The 20302-nt window shown below is 49.7% G+C and carries 26 protein-coding genes, 1 tRNA gene and 1 pseudogene; 16 read left to right on the top strand and 12 right to left on the bottom strand.

All coding sequences use genetic code 11. From position 1 onward, the window contains the following. Positions 1 to 2 precede the first annotated feature (2 nt). From AJ81_RS10695 to AJ81_RS10680, 4 genes and pseudogenes are all read right to left on the bottom strand, one after another. Positions 3 to 386: pseudogene (locus tag AJ81_RS10695) on the bottom strand (PduL/EutD family phosphate acyltransferase); the annotation flags it as partial. After that, positions 383 to 1480, bottom strand: a complete 1098-nt coding sequence (yqeH, locus tag AJ81_RS10690) for a ribosome biogenesis GTPase YqeH (protein WP_031502897.1) — start codon at positions 1478 to 1480, stop codon at positions 383 to 385. The pseudogene AJ81_RS10695 and the gene yqeH, both read right to left, overlap by 4 nt. Before the next feature lie 3 nt (positions 1481 to 1483). Continuing rightward, on the bottom strand, positions 1484 to 1969 hold the full coding sequence (locus AJ81_RS10685) for a YqeG family HAD IIIA-type phosphatase (RefSeq protein ID WP_031502896.1): 486 nt from the start codon (positions 1967 to 1969) through the stop codon (positions 1484 to 1486). After that, entirely contained in the window at positions 1956 to 2183 is a 228-nt protein-coding gene (locus AJ81_RS10680; RefSeq protein ID WP_031502895.1) for a DUF4911 domain-containing protein, read from the bottom strand. The genes AJ81_RS10685 and AJ81_RS10680 overlap by 14 nt, the downstream gene beginning before the upstream one ends. Positions 2184 to 2323: 140 nt before the next feature. Between AJ81_RS10680 and rplI the strand changes: the two genes are divergently transcribed. The 10 genes from rplI to AJ81_RS10630 all read left to right on the top strand — a co-directional run bounded on the left by rplI (position 2324) and on the right by AJ81_RS10630 (position 8168). Beyond that, on the top strand, positions 2324 to 2779 hold the full coding sequence (gene rplI, locus AJ81_RS10675; protein WP_031502893.1) for a 50S ribosomal protein L9: 456 nt from the start codon (positions 2324 to 2326) through the stop codon (positions 2777 to 2779). A gap of 6 nt (positions 2780 to 2785) precedes the next feature. Next, positions 2786 to 3622 (top strand): MBL fold metallo-hydrolase, encoded by an 837-nt coding sequence (locus AJ81_RS10670; protein WP_031502891.1) that lies wholly within the window; start codon positions 2786 to 2788, stop codon positions 3620 to 3622. 12 nt (positions 3623 to 3634) lie between these two features. Next, positions 3635 to 4081 carry an NfeD family protein gene (locus AJ81_RS10665; RefSeq protein ID WP_031502890.1) on the top strand — a complete coding sequence of 149 codons (447 nt, stop codon included), beginning with the start codon at positions 3635 to 3637 and terminating at the stop codon, positions 4079 to 4081. Beyond that, on the top strand, positions 4078 to 4995 hold the full coding sequence (locus AJ81_RS10660; RefSeq protein WP_031502889.1) for an SPFH domain-containing protein: 918 nt from the start codon (positions 4078 to 4080) through the stop codon (positions 4993 to 4995). The genes AJ81_RS10665 and AJ81_RS10660 overlap by 4 nt, the downstream gene beginning before the upstream one ends. Before the next feature lies 1 nt (position 4996). Continuing rightward, entirely contained in the window at positions 4997 to 5497 is a 501-nt protein-coding gene (locus AJ81_RS10655; RefSeq protein ID WP_031502887.1) for a hypothetical protein, read from the top strand. Between the two features lie 57 nt (positions 5498 to 5554). Beyond that, a complete protein-coding gene (pdo, locus tag AJ81_RS10650) occupies positions 5555 to 6217 on the top strand; it encodes a protein disulfide oxidoreductase (RefSeq protein ID WP_031502885.1) in 663 nt (220 codons plus the stop codon). A gap of 1 nt (position 6218) precedes the next feature. Next, the gene (trxB, locus tag AJ81_RS10645; protein ID WP_031502883.1) at positions 6219 to 7163 is read left to right on the top strand and encodes a thioredoxin-disulfide reductase; all 945 of its coding nucleotides are present in this window, start codon (positions 6219 to 6221) and stop codon (positions 7161 to 7163) included. A 67-nt stretch (positions 7164 to 7230) separates the two neighbouring features. Then, positions 7231 to 7307: transfer RNA gene (locus AJ81_RS10640), tRNA-Ala, on the top strand. A 41-nt stretch (positions 7308 to 7348) separates the two neighbouring features. After that, positions 7349 to 7765 carry a metal ABC transporter substrate-binding protein gene (locus AJ81_RS10635; protein WP_031502881.1) on the top strand — a complete coding sequence of 139 codons (417 nt, stop codon included), beginning with the start codon at positions 7349 to 7351 and terminating at the stop codon, positions 7763 to 7765. Further along, entirely contained in the window at positions 7758 to 8168 is a 411-nt protein-coding gene (locus tag AJ81_RS10630; RefSeq protein ID WP_031502879.1) for a metal ABC transporter solute-binding protein, Zn/Mn family, read from the top strand. Before AJ81_RS10635 ends, AJ81_RS10630 begins: the two co-directional genes overlap by 8 nt. Before the next feature lies 1 nt (position 8169). Here the strand turns inward: AJ81_RS10630 and AJ81_RS10625 are convergent, their stop codons facing one another. The 3 genes from AJ81_RS10625 to pyrH form a co-directional block, all read right to left on the bottom strand. Continuing rightward, entirely contained in the window at positions 8170 to 9093 is a 924-nt protein-coding gene (locus tag AJ81_RS10625; protein WP_031502878.1) for a cation diffusion facilitator family transporter, read from the bottom strand. Positions 9094 to 9161: 68 nt separating this feature from the next. After that, positions 9162 to 10448, bottom strand: coding sequence for a phosphopyruvate hydratase (gene eno / locus AJ81_RS10620; protein WP_031502875.1), 1287 nt, complete (start codon positions 10446 to 10448; stop codon positions 9162 to 9164). Between the two features lie 12 nt (positions 10449 to 10460). Next, complete coding sequence (pyrH, locus tag AJ81_RS10615) at positions 10461 to 11162, bottom strand: UMP kinase (RefSeq protein WP_031502873.1); 702 nt, start codon at positions 11160 to 11162, stop codon at positions 10461 to 10463. Between the two features lie 144 nt (positions 11163 to 11306). On the opposite strand from pyrH, the gene AJ81_RS10610 reads away from it, so the two are divergent. The 5 genes from AJ81_RS10610 to AJ81_RS10590 all read left to right on the top strand — a co-directional run bounded on the left by AJ81_RS10610 (position 11307) and on the right by AJ81_RS10590 (position 14939). Next, complete coding sequence (locus AJ81_RS10610; RefSeq protein WP_031502871.1) at positions 11307 to 11684, top strand: DUF2089 domain-containing protein; 378 nt, start codon at positions 11307 to 11309, stop codon at positions 11682 to 11684. A 2-nt stretch (positions 11685 to 11686) separates the two neighbouring features. Continuing rightward, on the top strand, positions 11687 to 11911 hold the full coding sequence (locus tag AJ81_RS10605; RefSeq protein ID WP_257008739.1) for a hypothetical protein: 225 nt from the start codon (positions 11687 to 11689) through the stop codon (positions 11909 to 11911). A 12-nt stretch (positions 11912 to 11923) separates the two neighbouring features. Further along, positions 11924 to 12727 carry a DUF4097 family beta strand repeat-containing protein gene (locus AJ81_RS10600; protein ID WP_031502868.1) on the top strand — a complete coding sequence of 268 codons (804 nt, stop codon included), beginning with the start codon at positions 11924 to 11926 and terminating at the stop codon, positions 12725 to 12727. Position 12728: 1 nt separating this feature from the next. Beyond that, complete coding sequence (locus AJ81_RS10595) at positions 12729 to 14474, top strand: DUF2207 domain-containing protein (protein ID WP_038059560.1); 1746 nt, start codon at positions 12729 to 12731, stop codon at positions 14472 to 14474. Positions 14475 to 14696: 222 nt separating this feature from the next. Next, entirely contained in the window at positions 14697 to 14939 is a 243-nt protein-coding gene (locus tag AJ81_RS10590; RefSeq protein WP_031502867.1) for a hypothetical protein, read from the top strand. Positions 14940 to 14999: 60 nt separating this feature from the next. Here AJ81_RS10590 and AJ81_RS10585 read toward each other — a convergent pair whose 3' ends face one another. From AJ81_RS10585 to AJ81_RS10565, 5 genes are read right to left on the bottom strand one after another with little or no spacing between them, the layout of a single operon-like run. Next, positions 15000 to 15707, bottom strand: a complete 708-nt coding sequence (locus AJ81_RS10585) for an ABC transporter ATP-binding protein (protein WP_031502865.1) — start codon at positions 15705 to 15707, stop codon at positions 15000 to 15002. Next, a complete protein-coding gene (locus AJ81_RS10580) occupies positions 15673 to 16428 on the bottom strand; it encodes an ABC transporter ATP-binding protein (protein ID WP_031502863.1) in 756 nt (251 codons plus the stop codon). The genes AJ81_RS10585 and AJ81_RS10580 overlap by 35 nt, the downstream gene beginning before the upstream one ends. Then, positions 16409 to 17377, bottom strand: coding sequence for a branched-chain amino acid ABC transporter permease (locus tag AJ81_RS10575; protein WP_031502860.1), 969 nt, complete (start codon positions 17375 to 17377; stop codon positions 16409 to 16411). The genes AJ81_RS10580 and AJ81_RS10575 overlap by 20 nt, the downstream gene beginning before the upstream one ends. Before the next feature lie 6 nt (positions 17378 to 17383). Next, positions 17384 to 18238: a branched-chain amino acid ABC transporter permease gene (locus tag AJ81_RS10570; RefSeq protein ID WP_051368906.1), complete on the bottom strand. Its 855-nt coding sequence runs from the start codon at positions 18236 to 18238 to the stop codon at positions 17384 to 17386. 51 nt (positions 18239 to 18289) lie between these two features. Then, positions 18290 to 19528 (bottom strand): ABC transporter substrate-binding protein, encoded by a 1239-nt coding sequence (locus AJ81_RS10565; RefSeq protein ID WP_031502856.1) that lies wholly within the window; start codon positions 19526 to 19528, stop codon positions 18290 to 18292. Between the two features lie 255 nt (positions 19529 to 19783). On the opposite strand from AJ81_RS10565, the gene AJ81_RS10560 reads away from it, so the two are divergent. Then, a complete protein-coding gene (locus AJ81_RS10560; RefSeq protein WP_157724373.1) occupies positions 19784 to 20302 on the top strand; it encodes a VanZ family protein in 519 nt (172 codons plus the stop codon).

The raw sequence follows: 20302 nt of genomic DNA, 5'->3' as shown, positions 1-20302 counted from the left end.
TGCATATGGATGTGTCTCTTGGCGAGGATGACGCCTTTGTCCTTCACAACGACGCCCTTCGGCCCAACGATGACTATCCCTGGGGAATTCTCTATGTCTCCCGAATCTCTCACGGGTGGGTTCAGACCGAGTTTGAAGGCGTCCGTCCTGGAGACCTCAATTTGTGTCTCTTTCCTGACAGGTCCCAACACCCTAACACCTTCGATGGCTCCCTTCGGTCCAACGATTATAACTTTTTCATCTGCAGCGAACTGACCGGGCTGACCGAGATCCTTGATGGGTTTCAGCTCATAACCCTTGCCAAACAGAATGTCGAGGTCCTCTCTCGACAGATGTACGTGCCTGTTGCTCACTCCAACCACGATACCAGGTTCTTTCTTCTTCATGCTCGTCTCTCCTTTCTTGCGGGATTTATCAGCGCTTCTCTCTTTCTTACATATATACCATCGATGGTTTTCAAACATGTTTCAAACGGACCTCGACGAACGCTCAACCAGCCCAAACCTGCAATCGCCAGCTCCTCGGAAGCGTCCAGCTCGAACCTCTTTTCTTGAAAGCTCAAGCTCTCGATTGGCAACTCCTGTGGATCGAATGGGGGAACAAGGAGTTTCCCATACTGTCTTTTCCAAAGCGTATCGGCCTTGACTTTGCTGGTCTGGTGGAACTTCACAGCCTCGTTCGCAAAGATCTGAAAAATAGGTCTCAGCTCCGATTTGAAGTCGATATCCAGCCTGCAGACTCCCCCAAGAAAAATTACACTGTTCCTGTCGGGTTTGAACGTGAATCTGCTCAGATGATCTGCGTGGGTGAGTTTTTTTTGACTTTCCGGACTCAAGAAATCTATCAATCTGTGTTTGGTGGTTATGCCTGGAGAATCAAACAGAATGGTGTTGAACAACTTCGCGCGTATCAACCCTAAGGTTGTTCCTGGAAACGGCGTAACGCTCACATCCTTCCCTGTGATTTCCTTGAAGAGCGAAGATTTTCCAACGTTCGTCACACCGACGAAGAGAACGCGTCGAAACTCGAGGATCTTCTCTTTGAGCCTTCGCAAACCGTAACGCTTCGTTGCGCTGGTGAGGATCACGTCGAACGGTTCGTCTAAAACCTGTCTTCTCACCCAGCTATCTATCTCCTGAACGGTCACAGCCCTCGGAAGCAGATCTATTTTGTTCACAACGAGAATCTTTTTGACTGAGGACAGGACTTCAAAGATCTTTGGATCGTAACTGCCCTCGAAATCGGTGATGTCGAGGATCCAAACTACGACGTCCACCTCTTTGATGACGTTTATGAGCTGAGTCCAGAAATCTTCTAATCGCACCGGCATCAACTTACCGTAGTGCCTCGCCCTGAAGCACCTTTGACACAGTATTTCTTCTCCTGCTAAACTTCTCCTCTCGAAGACTTCCTTGGGTATGTAACCCGGGAGTGTTTCGTCCTCGTGCTGGATCTCGGCGCCACATCCTTTACACTTCATCGTTCATCTTCCCTTCCAGCACGTCAGCAAGATTTTTTCAAAGATTCTGAGCAACTTTGTGCCGAAGAATTCCCTGTCGGACAGAGGATTCACCTTGATCGTGTAAAAACCAAACCTCTTTCCTGTGATCACGTCGGTGAAGATCTGATCCCCGACGAACACTACCCGGGAAGGTTCAAAATCTTCGAAGATCTTCTTCAACTTTGTGGAAAAAGGTTTCCCGGCACGCCATATAACGTCGAAATCGTTGAGGCCCTTCAACTTTCTTGGCCGACCGTTCGACACGATGAGGACCCTCGCGCCCTTCGATTTTAAGTGTTCGAGCATGTCTTTGAGATCTTCCTTTATCTCCGCGTTTCTCCAGAGTCCAAGAGTGTTGTCGAAATCAAAGACAAACACGTCCTTCCCCATCGAAAGGTACCTCTCGATCTGTAAGTTCCTCAGATCGTTCACAAACTCGTCGGGTTTGAGAAGATCAAATAATCCCACGGTTCAACCTCACGTCCACAAGTTCGAATTTCACACAGTTTTTGACGTTGTGTAAGAAGTTCAGCAACTCGTCGAGCAGATCCGCAGGCACGAGTATTCTTAAAACACCGTTTTCGTACTTTCTCATGTTCAGAAGGTTGTCCTCGACCTCGAGTATGTAGCTCAACGTGTGAACGTCGTTGCTGTCCATTTTCAAGTACACATCGTACTCCACACTCTCACCCAGAAAAAGTATATCCCACGAACGTCTTGCCCGTGATGAACTGCTCTTTGTGCGCTTGAAACGAAAGATAAATTTTGGAAGCGTTGGTCGATCAAACAAGTATAATGAATTTGAGGAAGGGGGAAAGAAGTGTGAAGGTCATATTGCTCAAGGATATTCCCGGTATGGGAAAAGCCAACGAAGTGAAGGAAGTGAGCGACGGGTACGCGAGGAACTATTTGATACCCAAAGGTCTCGCCAGGCCCGCCACGGAGGGTGAGATCAAGAAAATAGAGAACGAAAGAGCCTTGAAAGAACACAGGGAAGACCTGATGCGCAAAAGGAGCGAGGAGATCTTGAAGCAACTTCAAAGAAAGGTGCACAGGATCGAGGTGAAGGCTGGAGCAGGTGGAAAGCTCTTCGGAGCTCTCACGGGCGTGGCACTCGCAGAAATTTTGAGTGACAGCGTCGGGACGCAGATCGACAAGAGATGGATCGAGCTCGAAAAACCCATCAAGGAGATTGGACTGTACGATGTGAAACTGAGACTTCCAGGGGGCGTCAAGGGTACGGTCAAAGTGGAAGTCATCGCTGAACAGAAGGAGTGAAGAAAGCTGATACTTCAAATATACTCCAAGGCACTGTATTCGACCTGGATTTATTATGCTCCGGAAAGGATCCTGTTCGACGCCGGTGAAGGCGTTTCTTTGACCATGGCAAACAGAATCTACGCCATAAAGTACATCTTTCTCACCCACGGTCACGTTGACCACATATCCGGTCTATGGACGATAATAAATTCGCGCAACAACTCTATGGGTGACAGGGAAAAACCCCTCACGATATACTACCCAAAGGGGAACACGGCAGTTGAAGAATGGCTCCAGTTCATTGTGAAAGTCAACGGGGACCTGAGGTTCGAGCTCAACCTTGTCCCAATAACTGCGGGTCAAAAGATCTTTCTGAGGCAGGCTGGAAGCTTTGCAAGGTACGTCGTGCCTTTCAGGGTCAGGCACACACAGTATGACCAGAGTTTCGGCTACAACGTGATCGAAGTGCGAAGAAGGTTGAAAGAAGAATTCAAGAACCTGAAAGAATCTGAGATCGCGCACCTTTCTAAGGAGCTCGGTCAGGAGAACATCACAGAAGCATACGAAAAAAAGGTTCTCACCATCTCTGGTGATACCTATGGAATAGACCCGTCGGACGCATTTGAAACGGAGATACTCCTGCACGAGTGCACCTTCTTGAAGAAGGAAGACAGAAAGATGAACGCACACGCTGCGCTGGACGAAGTACTCTCCATCGCCAGAGAGGCGAGGGTGAAGAAACTCGTTCTCTATCACATCTCCACGCGTTACTCGGGAAAGATCGAAAGATATCTGAAGAACTTGGCTGAAGAACCGTTCGAGATCCATTACGTCGATCCAAACGAACTGTTCACCATGTGAGGAGGTGAAAACATGGAACCATACATCTTTTGGCTCATCCTCGGGGTCGTGCTGGTCGTGGCTGAAATCCTCACCCCTACGTTCTTCTTTTTCTGGTTCGCACTCGGTGCTTTCGCGGCGGCTGGTGTGAGTTTCGTTTCGGGCACGATCGTGCAGATAATCACCTTCATGTGTGTGTCTGGCGTTCTGGTCCTTTTGACCAGACCGCTGGCCAAGAAACTCACCAAATCCGAACCGAGGAAGATCCACATCGATGAGATAATAGGTAAAGAAGCGATAGTGATCGAGACCATAGACAACAAACAAGGAAAGGGCCTCGTGAAAGTCAACGGTGAAATTTGGAGGGCGTACTCCGATTCCGACGACGTGACGATCGAACAGGGTCAAAAGGTGACGATCCTGAAGGTGGAAGGTGCCCACGTGGTGGTGCACAAAATTGAAAGGGGTGGTGAAGCATGATCATAGCTTTGGGCGTGCTGGTAGTTCTTCTGTTCATAATCGCTGCAACGGGTATTAAAATCGTTAGACCCTTCCAGCGAGGTTTAGTCGAGCGCCTGGGAAAGTTCCACAGAGAAGCCGGACCGGGCATTCACTTCGTAATACCGTTCTTCGACAGGATGATCAGGGTCGATCTCAGAGAAATGGTCATCGACGTTCCACCTCAAGAAGTCATAACCAAGGACAACGTCGTGGTTACGGTCGATGCGGTCATATACTACGAAGTCACCGACGCATACAAGGTTGTATACAACGTCAATAACTTTCAGTTCGCGACGCTGAAGCTCGCTCAAACGAACCTCAGAAACGTCATAGGTGAACTCGAGCTGGACCAAACTCTGACCTCGAGGGAAAAGATCAACGCGAAGCTCAGAACCGTTCTGGACGACGCGACCGACAAGTGGGGCGTCAGGATCACGAGGGTGGAAATCAAGAAGATCGACCCACCGAAAGACATCACAGAAGCGATGAGCAAACAGATGAAAGCCGAGCGAACGAAGAGGGCGGCCATCTTGGAAGCGGAAGGTATCAAGCAAGCGGAAATACTGAAGGCCGAAGGCGAGAGGAACGCGGCGATCCTGAGGGCCGAAGGTGAAGCCGAAGCGATAAAGAAAGTCGCCGAGGCGAATCGCTACAAACTCATAGCCGAGGCAGAAGGTCAAGCTCAAGCCATACTCAACGTCTTTAAGGCGATACACGAAGGTGCTCCCACGAGCGATCTGATCGCGATAAGGTACCTCGAGGCACTGAAGGAGATCGCGAACGGAAAGGCGACGAAGATATTCCTCCCGATCGAAGCCACGGCCATCATATCGAGTTTGGCAGGCATCGCTGAAGCTCTGAAAAAGGAACCACAGGAAGGAGAGAAGACTTGAGGTGCTGGGTATCATTCTGCTTGGACTCGTTCTCTCGTCGATCGGATTGATCGGGGCCAGCCTACTGACTTGGCTCGGTCTGGTGAGTTTTGCGAATATCAATCTTGTGCCATTTGCTTTTATGAACGCGTTGACCACGCTTGGGCTTTTGTTCATGTACAACAGCGTTTTTGAAGTGTCGTCCGTCCGTGACTTTTTGATCTACGTGGTTGTGGCCTTCTTTTTCCATGCCGGCAGATTGTCCGTATTGGTGGAGAGCGAAGACAAGCGACTCAGAGTTTTCTTCCTCTCCTCGGGGCACACGAAGAACGAGTACGTTCTCAATTACGTGTTCAGACGGGCTGTGAGAAGGAACGTTGCGTCGCTCCTTCTCTGTTGGGGACTGATGAGTTTAACGATAGCGCTGCGAAACCTGAGCTTATGGAAACTACAGGGTTTCTGGATTGGAGTGTTCCTGCTGTGTCTGGGTGTAACATCTTTTTTACTGGACCGAAAGTACTAAATTCCGACCAATTTGGTATACTTTTCTTGGCAAGAACGACCGCAGGAGGGAAAAATCATGCCGTTGTTGAGTGAAAAGGACACAAAGTATTTGAAGAAAACGTTCGAGGAACACCTGAAGGACCCGGTTAAGGTACTGGTCTTTGTTGACGATCCGAGCGAATGTGAGTACTGTGATCTCACTAAGCAAGTTCTCGAGGAGCTTTCTTCGATTGATGGAAAGATACAGCTGAGCACCCATCACGTCAAGAAGGAACCCGAACTGGTTAGAAGCTACAGGGTTGAAATGACGCCAGCCATAATCTTGCTGGATGCGAACGGTGAAGACACCAATATTCGTTTCTACGGAATACCGTCTGGTCACGAATTCTCGACGCTGATTCAGGATATCATAGCCGTTTCGAACAACAAGCCTGTCTTCTTCAACGAACAGCAGATCGATCTGATCAGATCGATAAACGTGCCGGTGAGGATCAGGGTCTTCATCACACCGACTTGTCCATATTGCCCCAAAGCTGTCCTCATGGCGCACAACGCGGCCCTGATAAACAGAAACATAACTGCTGAGATGATTGAGGCTAACGAATTTCCGGAACTCAGCATGAAGTACGGGGTATCCTCTGTGCCTCACACCGTCATAAACGACGTTCACGAGTTCATAGGAGCTTATCCGGAACACATGTTCGTTCAAGAACTCCTCAAAGCTGTGAGGAAGGTCTGAGATGCTGTTCGAGTTCAAGGATCTCGAGGAAATCAAGGATCAATACGACGTATTGATAGTTGGTGGTGGACCTGCGGCACTCGGCGCCGCAGTTTATTCACGAAGGGCAGGACTGAGCGTACTGATAGTCGAGAAGGTACTCGAAGGTGGGCAACTGAACTTCACCACATACATAGATAACTATCTGGGTTTTCCAAACATCGAAGGTACAGAGCTCGCCAAACGAATGAAAGAACACGCCGAATCGCTTGGAACACATTTTTTGAACGCATCGGTGGAGAAAATCATTGTTGAGGGTGAAACACGTGCGGTGGTACTTGACGATGGCAGAACGATCGAAGCGAAAGTTCTGATGATCGCAACCGGCACGGATCCAAAGAAACTGAACGTACCGGGTGAATCTGAGCTCATTGGAAAGGGTGTTTCTTACTGTGCCACCTGCGATGGTTACTTCTTCAAAGAAAAGGATGTGGTGGTCGTGGGTGGCGGCGACACGGCGATCAACGATGCTCTGTATCTTTCAAAGATCGCACGCAGTGTTACGGTGATCCACAGGAGGGACAAACTCCGAGCGGTCAAGATCCTCCAGGACAAGGCCTTCCAGAGACCGAACATAAAGTTCCTCTTCGATTCGGTTGTGGAACGGTTCGTTGGTGAAAAGAAGCTTGAAAAAGTGATCGTGAGGAACGTCAAGACGAACCAAACGAGTGAGATCCATGTTGAAGGCGTGTTCATCGCCATCGGGTCCATACCCAGATCGGATCTTGTGAAAGACATCGTCGAACTCGATGAAAACGGATACATAATCACCAACGAATGGATGGAGACGAACGTTGCACGCCTTTACGCGATAGGTGATGTCCGCAAGAAGAACGTTAGACAAATCGTCACGGCCGTCGCCGATGGGGCGATCGCCTCGGTTCATGCTGCAGAGAACTACTTTTGATTGTTCAAGGTGTGTTTCGAGACAAGGTTGTCAAACCCCACGTGATGGGTTATAATAGATAATGCGTGGGGCCGTAGCTCAGTTTGGGAGAGCGCTACCATGGCACGGTAGAGGTCGTGGGTTCAAGTCCCATCGGCTCCACCAGAGGGGGAACTTCCCCCTCTTTTCGATTGGAGGGATCGAACGTGAGATGGCTTTCCACAATGTTTCTTCTCTTCTGCTCCCTGGCTCTGTCCATAACGATCGCCGTTTCGATCAGACCGCTCGAACTCATCGTGAAACACATCCTTCCGGAAGGACACAGCGTCGTGTGTATCATGGACAAAGGGACCAATCCACACCTTTATCAGTTGAAGACGAGTGATTTGAGGATTTTGAACGAGGCCGATGTGATCGTCCTGGTTGGTCTTGAAGAATGGGCAAAAAAGGTTGTGGACATGTTCACGGACAAGACCATGGTCTTCGCAGATGACATCTTCGAGAAGGATTTTGAACAGAACGAACATCTCTGGCTCGATCCTGTGAATGTGCTTCTCTTCTCGCACAAATTGATGTTGAGGTTCTCGCAGATCGAACCAGCTTCGGCCGAAAGGTTTGATTGAGCGCAACTGGCAGGATTTTTCAAAACGTCTGCTCGAGAAACTGTGGCTCTGGTACGAAAAAATGCGTCATTTGAAGGGAAAAACGATAGTCGAAGTTCACCCGGCACTCACGCTCTTCGCAGAACGCTTCGGCATCGGTCAGATCTTCGGTTTGGAGTCAGGCCATGAGCAGGGAATTACGGCAAAAAGGCTCGCAGAACTGGCGAATCTTGTGAAAAAGGGCGCGGTGAGACACATACTGATCGATGAGCACGTCGAAGGTTCCACGGCTCTGAATCTGGCAAAACAGTTCGATCTGGAACCGATATTCGTCGATCTCATGGGCTGGGAAGCAAACGATTACCTTGAGCTGGTGGACTCGATCGTGGAAAAACTCGCCTCGATCGCCGAAACGATCAAATGAATCATTTGTTCAACGAGTTCATTTTCTCCTGATCCAAACCGAATGGTTCTTGCTCGACGTTTCCCGCAGGCTCGACGTGGACCAAGACGTCCGCTATCCTGTCGTTCCTGGCGATTATCGCTTGCTTAACTTGAGTGGCGATGTCGTGGCCCACTTGCACCGTCAAACTGGGATCGACCTCGATGTCGATGTCCACAAAGTACTTGTATCCGACCTGTCTCACACGAACCTTGTGGGGGTTTCTGACTCCTTTCACCGACTCAACGGCATCGAATATCTCTTGGTAGATCTCCATATCGTGCATGCCGTCCATGAGCTCGTAACTCGTTTCTCGAAAGATGTTGAATGCAGTTCGTATGATCATGATCGAAACGACCAATGCGGCGACGCTGTCCATCCAGAAGAGTCCAAATTTACTCAGCATCACACCAAGCAGAACCGTGCCTGAAATGAGAATGTCGTTTCTCATGTTCAAAGCGTCCGCGATCATGACTGAGCTGTTCAGTCTCTTCCCAACCCGATACTTGTAGAAGAACAACCAGCTCTTGATGGCTATGGAGAGGATCGTCACCAAAAAAGGCAGAACACCTTGAATCTGTACGTGTTCGTGAAGGATTATCTTCTTGACGGACGCAAAAAGTAGGCTTACGCCTGCGTAAAAAACGATGAAAGAAACGATCTTTGCCGCGATGGCCTCGGCCCTCTCGTGCCCGTACGGGTGAGTCTTGTCGGGAGGCCTGCTCGATATCTTTCCGGAAACCAGCGTCACCAAGGAAGTGAACACATCTGTTCCCGTGTCCACTCCGTCGGCCAGCACCGCGGAGCTGTTGAAAAGCAAGCCCACGAGGACTTTCGCTGTGGACAGCGCACCGTTAGCCCAAACGCCTATCCAAGCGACTTTTGAGAAGAGTTTGCTCCTGTCCATAGTTCCCACCGATCAAAAAGCGCGGCGTGTCGCCGCGCCGAATCGGCTCCTCAACAATCATGATTCCTTCATCTCTTTATGCTGTAGAAAGATGCAACCCCTCTGTACTGAGCAATTCCATCCAGTTCTTCCTCGATCCTGAGCAACCTGTTGTACTTGGCGATCCTTTCGCTACGAGACAGAGATCCAGTCTTTATCATACCACAGTTCGTCGCGACTGCGAGGTCTGCGATAAAGGTATCCTCAGTTTCGCCCGATCTGTGCGACACGATGCACGTCATGTGGTTTTCCTTTGCAAACTCTATTACATCGAGCGTTTCCGTGACCGTTCCTATCTGGTTGAGTTTGATCAGTATGGAATTTGAGGCCTTCAATTCGACACCTTTCTGCAACCTCTTTATGTTCGTAACATAGAGATCGTCACCAACGATTTGAACCTTTTCTCCGATTTGATTCGTGAGCTTGAGGAACCCTTCCCAGTCTTCCTCGTCGAAGGGATCTTCGATGCTGATGATCGGGTATTTCTCAACGAGCTTTTTGTAGTACTCTAATAGCTCATCGGTTGTCTTCTCAGCACCATCGATCAGGTATTTTTTCTTCTCGGCTTCGTAGAAAGAAGAGGCAGCGCAATCGAGTGCGATGAAAACGTCTTTGCCCGGTTCATATCCGGCTTTCTCGATGGCCTCGATTAGTACCTTGATCGCTTCCTCGTTGGAGGACAAATTGGGTGCGAATCCACCCTCGTCACCCACCGAAGTGACGTGGCCTGCGTCGTGCAAGATCTTCTTGAGTGTGTGGAACACCTCTGCGCCACAGCGAAGCGCTTCGGAGAACTTAGAAAAGCCTGCAGGCACAATCATGAACTCCTGAATGTCCAGACTGTTGTCCGCGTGTTTTCCACCGTTGATAACGTTCATGAACGGAACGGGCAATACCTTTGCGTTCGGTCCACCGAGGTACCTGTACAAGGGTAGATACAGACTCTCGGCAGCTGCCCTCGCCACGGCCATGGAAACTCCGAGGATCGCGTTGGCACCGAGCTTGGACTTGTTCTCCGTTCCGTCGAGCTCGATCAACGCATTGTCAATGGCCACCTGATCGTACGCGTTCATGCCTATGATCTTCGGTGCGATGATTTCGTTGACGTTCTTCACAGCCTTTAGCACACCTTTACCCAGATACCTCTTGTCCTTGTCTCTCAGTTCCAGCGCCTCAAACTTTCCCGTGGAAGCACCTGACGGAACGATTGCGGAAGCCTTTGTTCCGTCCTCAAGGTAAACTTCCACCTCGACCGTCGGATTACCTCTCGAATCGAGAACTTCTCTCGCCTTGATGTCCATGATTTCGTTGTACATTCAGCCACCTCCTCATTCGGGTGAGATGTAACTACCAACAGGTTCACCTTTGACCGCCCTCAGCAGAGCCCCATCCTCGAAGAAGTTGAGCACGACGATGGGCAACTTGTACCTTCCACAGATGGAGAAAGCCTCCGTGTCCATCACTTTCAAACCCAATTTTATCGCATCCCGGTAAGACAATCTTTCAAACTTCTTTGCGTCCCTGTTTTTTCTTGGATCGCTGTCGTAAACTCCATCGACCTTCGTAGCCTTGATGAGCAGCTCGGCTCCCATCTCCACGGCTCTCAATGCTGCGGCGGTATCGGTCGTAAAAAACGGATTGCTCGTACCACCCGCAAAGATGACCACGTAACCTGCGTCGAAGTACAAATTTATGTCGTCGTAGTGGATAGGCCTTATGGATGGCAAGGAACTTATCTGGGAGACCACCACGCACTTCATACCGACCCTCTGCAGGATTCCCTTAAGGTAAAGCGCATTGATCACGGTGCCGAGCATTCCGATCTGATCGGCAAGCGAGTGTGGAAGATCGATGAGTTCTTCTCCCCTGAATATGTTACCAGCACCTATGACGATGCCGACGTTGACACCGTACTCCACCACCTGTGCTAACTGTCTGACAAGGAATTCGACGTTTTTTCTGTCGAAACCTCTTTCTCCCTCACCGCACATGACTTCCCCACTCAGCTTTATCAACACCCTCTTGTACACCACACGATCCCTCCCTCAGGATTGTACCAACTTCACCAAGATGGAGAACGCAGATAATGTTACATCAGAGTGTACTTGACAAACTTTGAGTCGAGAGTTAATATATTTTCAGGTAAGACTAAATAAATTGAAGAGGTGATTTGAATGGCGCGTGTTATCTCAAGGTGTCCTGTGTGTGACAGCCAGCTGCTCATAACGGAGCTCACGTGCCCTTCATGTGGGACGATCATAAGGGGCAAATTCGAGCTGGAAGAGTTCTTCAGACTTTCACCCGAGCAACTGGGCTTTCTTCGGATCTTCATAAAGGCGCGCGGGAACCTGAGCGAAGTGCAGAAGGAACTCGGCATCTCTTATCCCACAGCGAGATCCAGGCTTGAAGGCATAGTGAAGACGCTGGGCTACGAGGCTGAGGAAGTACAACAAGAAAAACAGGTGAACGAGGTCCTCGAGAGCCTCGAAAAGGGTGAGATATCCGCCCAAGAAGCGCTCGAGAAGATCAGAAAGCTCAGAGAGGGTGCGTGAGCGTGCTGGTCTTCAAGGTTCTCAGCGGCGTCGTCGGTGCGTTGCTGCTCGCTTACATAGGTTACAAACTGCTTCAGATAAAAGTCAAGTCCATCGCTCTGACTTACTCGATCTTCGTGGTTCTGTACGTGTTCTTTCTTATCTGGGGAAACATTGTGCCCATTCTCATCTACATAGCTGGCGAGCTCGTGGTGATATGGGTAATCGTCAGGTTCATGGGTTTTTAGGAGGGATGAACCTTGGAGAGGAAGTCCATTGTCATAGAGAAGCACGTGAACGAAGTTCACATTAAGTTGACCAGCGGAGCTGTGAAGGTCGTTAAAAGCTCTGATGATTCGTTCAAACTTTTTTTCGAGGAAAACGCGCCGGACGTGCGCATCGATAACGGTGTGCTCAGTATAAACGTGAGAGGCTACGAAAAGGGTCTGCTGGGTCTGATCAACTTTGGCTCCGGTCCGTCGGAGCATTTAGAACTCCACGTGCCGACACACTTGAAGCTGTTACAGATCAGTTCCATCTCGGCGGACATAGAGGTTTCCTCGCTCTCGTTTGAGCACGGCACGCTGAAAACGGTATCAGGAGAAATCAAGATCGACGGCTGTCGGGCTCAAAGCATGGAGATCAAAACGGTTTCGGGTGACATCGAACTGTCGACTGTCGACGTACAGCGACTCGCAGTTGCGAGTGCGAGTGGAGACATCAACGTTGACAAACTGGAATGTAGAGAGTACGATTGGTTGCTCAGCACCGTGAGTGGAGATATGAGCTTGAACGTCGTGGGCTTGCCGAATATAAGGCTGAGTTTGAAGAGCACCAGCGGCGATATTTCTTCAAACGTTGGTTACGTCAGACGTGGTAATGAATACATCTTTGGCGATGGCAGAATGAAGATCGTTGCTTCGACCGTCTCCGGCGATGTGCGGCTCAAAGTGATGAGCAAGAAAGAAAGGGTGGAAGAGATCGAAAAGAGGATCCTCAGACTGGTGGCCGAAGGTAAGTTGAGCTACGAGGAAGCGAAACAGATGCTCCAGGAGCTGAGCTGATATGTTCAAACGGATCGTACCGTTTTTGATCGCTGCGATTCTGTTCGCGATCTTGCTTTTCGTGGCGCATCGTCCTGGAACTGACCTTTTCGAAATACCACAGGTCGACTACACCTTGTTCATGAAAGCGGATGGAACGGCGAACGTCACAGAAACGTTCACCTTGAGGTTCAAAAAACCCTTCCGTTACGTCACCTGGGCCTTGGATATGCCGGAGGGTGTGACGATGGAAGATCTTCAGTACGAAGTGGTCCAGGGTCCGCCACTGCTCGGAGGCGTTCAAGAGCGCAAGGTTGGTCCAAACAGTTTCGACCTTTTCTTTCAGTTCAGTCGTTCCATGGATGAATACGTTCAAACACCACCGCAGGGGCTCATCGTCCAATTGAAGATCAGTTACAGCGTGAAAAATTTGTTGATTCAAGGCAGAGATTTCACCCAGCTGTTCATCAAGTACTTGGGTGAGGCACCCGTACCCGTCAAGAAACTCGACGTCAAAATGGTTTTCCCCTCCGAGTTCGGCGAGCCGAAGGTTTACCACCACCCATGGGGGCTACAAGTGAGCTCGAGTAAGGATGGTAGGATCAAGAACTTTGTCTTCAGGAACGTTCCTTCAAACTGCTTCGTCGAGGGTAGGTACGTCTTCGACAAACCAATCCTTGTTCAAGAAGCTCGTCATCAAGATGTCTCTTTGCGGGAAGTCATCAACTACGAGCGCAGTTACATCCTCAAGAATGTCCTCGGTGTGGCGCTCGCGGCGAGTTACACCTTGTTCGTGATTCTCCTTCCTTTCTACTTGTACAGAAAATTCGGCAGAGAATTCTCGATCGTTTACGATGCCGAATACGAACGAGAGGTTCCGTACAGAGATTCACCAGATGTGGTGAATGGTGTGGTGAAACGTCTGTGTTCTGTTCCGGACGAGCACGGCTTGAACTCCGTTCTGCTGAACGCAGTGAAAGAGAAGAAGGCGAGGTTCGTCATGGGTCAGAATGGGGAGATCGTCGCGCTGGAGCTTTTGTCCAAAGACGATGTCATAATGAAGATCTTCGATGGGTTCCTTCAAGATGGAAAGTTGAACTTCAATGTGTTCAAGAAAGCAGTCCAAAAAGAATCGAACGCGAGAAAGTTTCTGGAGAACTACAGAAGATGGCAACAGAACGTGTTGAGACAGATAAAGGAAAAGAATTTCATGGATGAAAGGGGCAACAAGATAGCAAAATCTTTCGCCCTCGTCTTTGCCATTCTGATACCTATAATCGCGCTGTTTCTGTCGAACAACCTCGGCCCGGCATTCAAGGTAATCGTCGATTATGTGCGCACCTTGATGTTTCTGTGCATCTCTGCTGGAATTGCGGTTTTCCTGATGAGGAAAGATGTCTTTTCGCGATGGACTCATGAAGGATTGCTCTACTATCTGAGATGGAAAAACTTCGAAAGGTTCCTTCTCGATTTCTCTGCCCTCTCTTCACATCCTCCGGCGTCCGTGGCCATCTGGGACGACTACATAGTTTACGCGACGGCACTCGGAATCGCAAAAACAGTCGCTGAGAACTTCAAAAAACTCAATCCTCCCTCCGAATCTTCCGTGGCGAGCTTGGTGGTGATACAACCGAGAGTGCTCGATGTGGTGCCAACGATGGTCAGGACGGCCTCACAAACAGTTTCCAAGTCGTCTTCGTCATCCGGTGGCTTCAGAGGAGGAAGCGCAGGTTCCGGTGCTGGCGGCAGCAGGATCGGCGCTGGATGACACAAAAATTTCAGAGACATAGAAGCGAGTCACAGCAAACCTCCCCAAGAGCTCAAGCGATGAAGACTTGACTGTCCAAATCCTTTCGAACGTCAAACATTATGTTGTTAATGAAAGCAGACAATGCTACGAAAGAGACAGTGCAAGTAGTGGAAGGTATGAGCAAGCAATCAGACGTTGTAGTGGGAACAATTCAGCAAGATAACAGGGCAGATAAACAGCATGGTGAGTCAGATAGAGAGTTTGGCAGCGAGCGCAGAGGAGCAGAGTGCTGCTGCAGAAGAGATGAGCAGTGCTATGGACACGGCGACCAAATCGATCACGACGATAGCGCAGCAGGTGGAAGAGATGACGCAGGCGGTGAAGCAACAAGCGAGTGGAGCGCAGAACGTGAGCAGTCTGTCAGAGGAACTATCTTCGATAGCAGAAAGCTTGGTCGAACAAGTGAGAAAGTTCAAAACATGACAAGATCGCTTTAAGAATCTAAGGGGCGCCGTTGCGCCCCTTTTTTCAAAAGATAACTTTTCACATGCCCAAATACGCTTTTTTCACCAAATCGCTCTCGAGCAGTTCTTTGCCCGTTCCATGTGCGACGATCCTGCCAGTTTGAAGCACGTATCCTCTATCGGCCATCTCCAGAGCCTCTTGAACTTTCTGCTCGACCAGTAGTATCGTGACGCCTTTCTCCTTGTTTATCTGTTTCAGTGTTTCGAGGACCTTGTCGACCATCATGGGCATCAAGCCCAGAGACATTTCGTCAACGAGCACTAATTTCGGTTCGGCCATGAGAGCTCTTCCGATGGCGAGCATCTGCTGTTCTCCGCCAGAAAGTGTCTCGGCCTTCTGATTTTCCCTTTCCTTCAACCTCGGGAAAAGTTCGAAGACTTCGTTAAGCAACCTGTTCACCTTTGCTCTGTCGTTAAGCGTGTAAGCACCCATGAGCAGATTGTCTCTGACGGACATCTTGCCGAAAACGTGCCGGCCTTCAGGCACGTGTGCTATGCCCAAGCGAACGATCTCGTGGGCGGTCAACTTGTGAATCTGCTTTCCTTCGAACTCTATCTCACCCGAGATGGGTTTAAGCAATCCAGAGATCGTCCTCAGGATCGTGGTCTTGCCAGCCCCGTTGGAACCCACAATTGCGACGAACTCTGCTTCGTTGATCTCGAGAGAAACATCGAAAACCACAGGAACTCCGTCATAGCCTGTTGTTAAGTTTTTTACTCTTAGCATAGTATCTCTCCCCCAAGTACGCCTTTATGACCTCTTCGTTGTTCGTGACTTCAGCCGGTTTACCTTCGGCGATCTTTTTCCCGGCACTGAGCACGATCACCCTGTGGGATATGGGCATTATCGCTTCCATGATGTGCTCCACGATCAAGAGCGTTATTCCAGATTTGTTGAGCTTGACGCACAGTTCCATTGCTTCTTTTATCTCCGATTGGTTCAGACCGGCCATCGCTTCGTCGAGCATGACCATCTTGGGTTTGGTGGCCAGCACGCGGGCTATCTCGAGCCTCTTCTTGTCTGCCGTGGTCAGACTGCCTGCGAGCATGTCTTTCTTCTCCCAAAGGTGTGTCAATTGGAGCACTTCGTCCGTTATCTTTTCAGCTTCCTTCCTACTGGAAGATCTCAAAAACGCTCCAGTGAGTACGTTGTCTCTGACGGTCATATCTTTCAGAGGTTTGACGATCTGGAAAGTCCTGGTCAAGCCCATCATTGCTATCTGGTGAGGCGGCTTACCGGTTATATCCTTTCCTTCAAAGAAGACCTTCCCGCTGAATGGCTTGTAAAAACCACTTATACAGTTGAAAAGTGTCGTCTTACCAGCACCGTTAGGCCCAATGAGACTGACGATCTCGCCCTCGTTCACGGAAAAGGAGACGTTGTCGTTTGCGACGAGATTACCGAACTTCATGGTGATCCCCTGTACTTCAAGCAGTGCTCTTGCCATAGTTGATCCTCCTTCTGCTGCGTTTTCTCAGAAGTCCCAGTATTCCCCTCGGCTCGAAAACCACAACGATGACTATAAGAATGCCGTAGATCATCAAATCGATACCTTTACCTGTACCTCCAAGCAAGGTTCTCGTGTACTCAGAAAGAGGTATGAGTATCGCCGCACCGATGATCGGACCGTAAATGCTACCAAGACCACCGAGAACCGTCAGCAGAACGATCTTCATCGAGACCTCCAACCCAAAAACCATGAAGGGATCTATGTAGAGTATGTACTGCGCATAGAGTGTGCCGAAAAGCGCTGTGAGCATCGAACTCACAATCATTGCGAGCAGTTTGTAGCGGGCAGTGTTTATTCCGAGTGCCTCGGCGGCTTCGTGGCTTTCTCTTATCGCCTTCAAATAATAGCCCATCTTGTTGCGCTCGATGGCTATAGCAACGAACAAAACGAAAACGAAGAGACCGTAGGCAATTAAAACGTACGGGATCTTCGAACGATGAAACTGCATCGCCCAAAAACTGTCGGCAACGACGGGAATGGAAATACCCGTGGCACCCTCGACGTAGTCCCAGCTGACAAACAGCTGCTTTACGATCTCAGCTACCGCGAGCGTCGCTATAGCGAAGTAGTGGCCCTTCAATCTGAAGCACGGATAGCTCACCAAAAAAGCCACAACACCTGCGAACAATGCACCCAGTATCATACCGATCCATGGTGAGACGTTGAATTTGTAGAAAAGCACCGTGGAGGTGTACGCACCTATCCCAAAGAACGCAGCATGACCGAAGGATGTCTGTCCAGCAAAGCCGGTGATGATGTTCCACGCTTCGCCGAGACCTGCGAAGATGAGCATCATGAGCATGACGTGCTGAAAATTCACATCTTTGACCACAAGGGGCAGGATCAAAAGTATCGCCAGGATGACGAGTAGCGGTGTTTTTTTCATCCACTTTCACCACCCAAAAAGCCCTTTGGGCCTGAATTGCAGTACGAGCAAGTATATGAGGAAAGCTATCGCGTACTTGAACTGGGTTCCAAGATAAAAACCACCGATCGTCTCGGCGAGTCCGATCATGATTCCCGCATAGAAGGCACCCCATATGTTTCCGAACCCACCCAGTGCGACGATCACAAAAGCCAGAAGACCGTACATCGCACCTGACTCTGGATAGACCGGGAAGATACCCGAAAGCAAGGTCCCCGCAACACCGACGCAGATACCGGAGAGGGCAAAGGTGAACATGTACACTTTCTCCGTATCAACGCCCATCAACTCTGCGATCTCTCTGCTCTGCGCCGTTGCCTGAACAGCCTTTCCAAACTTCGTTTTCTTGATGAACAAAGCCACGGCGAAAGTCATACCAATGCTTCCAAGGGCTGCTACGAGTTGTGGGATGCCAACGATCACATCGGAGATTACCAATCTCTTGCCGGAAAGGATCGATTCTCCGACAAACCTGTAGTTCGGACTCCACAGGAACTGGGCAAAGTTTCTTATGAACAAGCTCAAACCGAAGGTGGCAAGCAGAGCCATGAGACCAGGTGCGTTCAGCACACGTTTTATTACCAGTCTGTAAGTGAGAAGCCCTATCATGGCTGCCACCAAAGCGGCGATGGGGAGCGACACGAGCGGATCCCATTTCAGGAGTGCGTACAACCAGAAGACTGTGTACATCGAGATCATCATGAAATCACCGTGCGCGAAGTTTATTATGTCCATCAATCCCCAAACGAGTGTCAAACCGACTGCGACGAGAGAATAGACACTTCCAACCAGCACGCCTGTAACAACGAGTTGTGCGAGCATGCTCATCCCCTTCCAGATTTTTTAAGGGGGGGCGGGTGCCCCCCTCATTACTCATCTCTTTTTCCAATCCGGGAACTGCGGCACTGGCTCGTGTGTTTGATACTGTTCCGGCCAGACGGCTTCGTAGACTCCGTTGAATATCTGCGTCATCACCGAAGCCGAGTAGATGTTCTGCCCGTCCGAACCGAATTGGATCTTTTCCGACACGAAATAGGGAGCCTCGAAGGTGTGGGTCTTCAAAACCTCGAGAATCTTCTCTGGTTCAGTTGTACCGGCGATGTTGATCGCTTCAGCTATGACGAGCGCAGAAGCGAAGTCTTCCAAAGTTGGGCCATCGATGTCGACGCCGGACTTTGCCTTGTACATCTCGTTGATTTTGGAGAGGATCGGCATCTTTGCAAACAGGGCAGGCGTGGTGGCGTTCGTTCCAGCAAAATAATCTGCATCTTTGCCGAGGTTCACAACAAACTGCGGGTCCTGATATCCACCACAGTAAGAGAGCACGACCTTTGGAACCACGTTGAACTCTTTGTACTTCTTGACGAACATGGTCATGTCACCGATGTAGGACGCATGGAAGATCGCATCCGGTTTGGCCGCTTTGATTTTCTGGACCTCTATGTCCACGTTGGTCGCACTCACAGGATACTTCACGTCGGCCACGAGGCTGAATTCAGGAAAGTCCTTGATCTTTTCTTTCACCATGAGTGCCGCGTGCACTCCGTACTCGTTGTCTATGTACACGACGGCAACTCTCTTGATGTTAGCGTTGTACTTCTCGTTCAAGTATCTGAGGTAGTTGAAGAAAAAGACAGTTTCCATACCGTCGTGCGGCGCAATCCTGAAGAACCATTTCAATCCTCTTTCCGTGAGAGCTGCGGAGCTCGAAGACCCAGCGACGAAGGGTATACCGTACTTCTCAGCGATCTGGCTTGCCGGTTTGGTACAGGAAGACTGATAGCAACCGATGAGTGCTACAACTTTTTCGTTTCTGATCAATCTTTCGGCTTCTGCCATGGCCAATTCTGGGTTACCCTGATGGTCTGCGAAAACGAACTGTACTTTGGCCCCGTTGAGGTTCGGCAATCCTGCAGATTTAGCGAGCGCGAGGTTGATTTCAGGATAGACACCGTTGATGATTTCCTGTGCGACCTCGACTGCATACTTGATCTTCACTCCAGTTGCAGCGGCTGCACCCGTGAGTGGGAAAATGGCACCGATCTTGATAACTTCTTGTGCCAGCACGACGAGGCTCAGCAACACCACCAGGACCGCCAACAACTTTTTCATACGGACACCTCCCTGATTTTGAAGTGTTGTGGGGACGTTAAATTTCTAACGTGGCCCTTTTGATTATAACTTTTTTGATGCGAGTGTGTCAAAGAATCGTTTGCGCACTTTCGAGAGCGGGTTTTGCAAAATTTTTCGATATGAGATCCTGAAAGCAACATTTTCTGAAAAAAATCGGAATGTTCCGTGTTCATTTCATCGTGGCAGAATGTTGTTGTGAGGAGAGCAGAGCTGATGAATCGAAGGTGGACCTTTGTGCTGGTAACGATCCTGATTCTCTGGACTGGTGTCGTGCTTTACTTCGGCACAAGAAACGCTGTCGTCTCGTCCAGACAGGCTCGCTGGGCCTACGACATCTTGAAGAGGATCGATCAAATGTTGGATCTCTCTGAGACTGAGCTTTTCGTGAGGATCAAGAATGGCCTGAACAAACTTTGGTCTGGAGACAGAAAGATGCCCACGGTGGAGCTCGTCAGAAAATCTGCGCATTTTGGACTCTACATGGTGCTCGGCATCGTTTCTTTCTGGTTCGCTTTCGCCTACTCAGGCAAAGTCTTGATGGCTGTAATCGTCTCAGTCTCTCTTCCTGCACTCGTGGCGAGCTTGGATGAGTATCTTCAGCAGTTCAGAGGAAGAGGAGCTTCTTTGAACGATGTCATGATAGATGTGTCTGGTGCCGTGACGGGCACGGTGTTCTGTTTCGTTGTATTTACTCTCGTCAGGTTAATACAATTCTTTCTGTCGAAAAAGGCTCAACAACGAAAGGAGGCTTAG

This window comes from Pseudothermotoga hypogea DSM 11164 = NBRC 106472 (genome assembly GCF_000816145.1).
In the GTDB taxonomy this organism is placed as follows: domain Bacteria; phylum Thermotogota; class Thermotogae; order Thermotogales; family DSM-5069; genus Pseudothermotoga_A; species Pseudothermotoga_A hypogea.
This window is presented reverse-complemented; position numbering and strand designations above follow the sequence as displayed.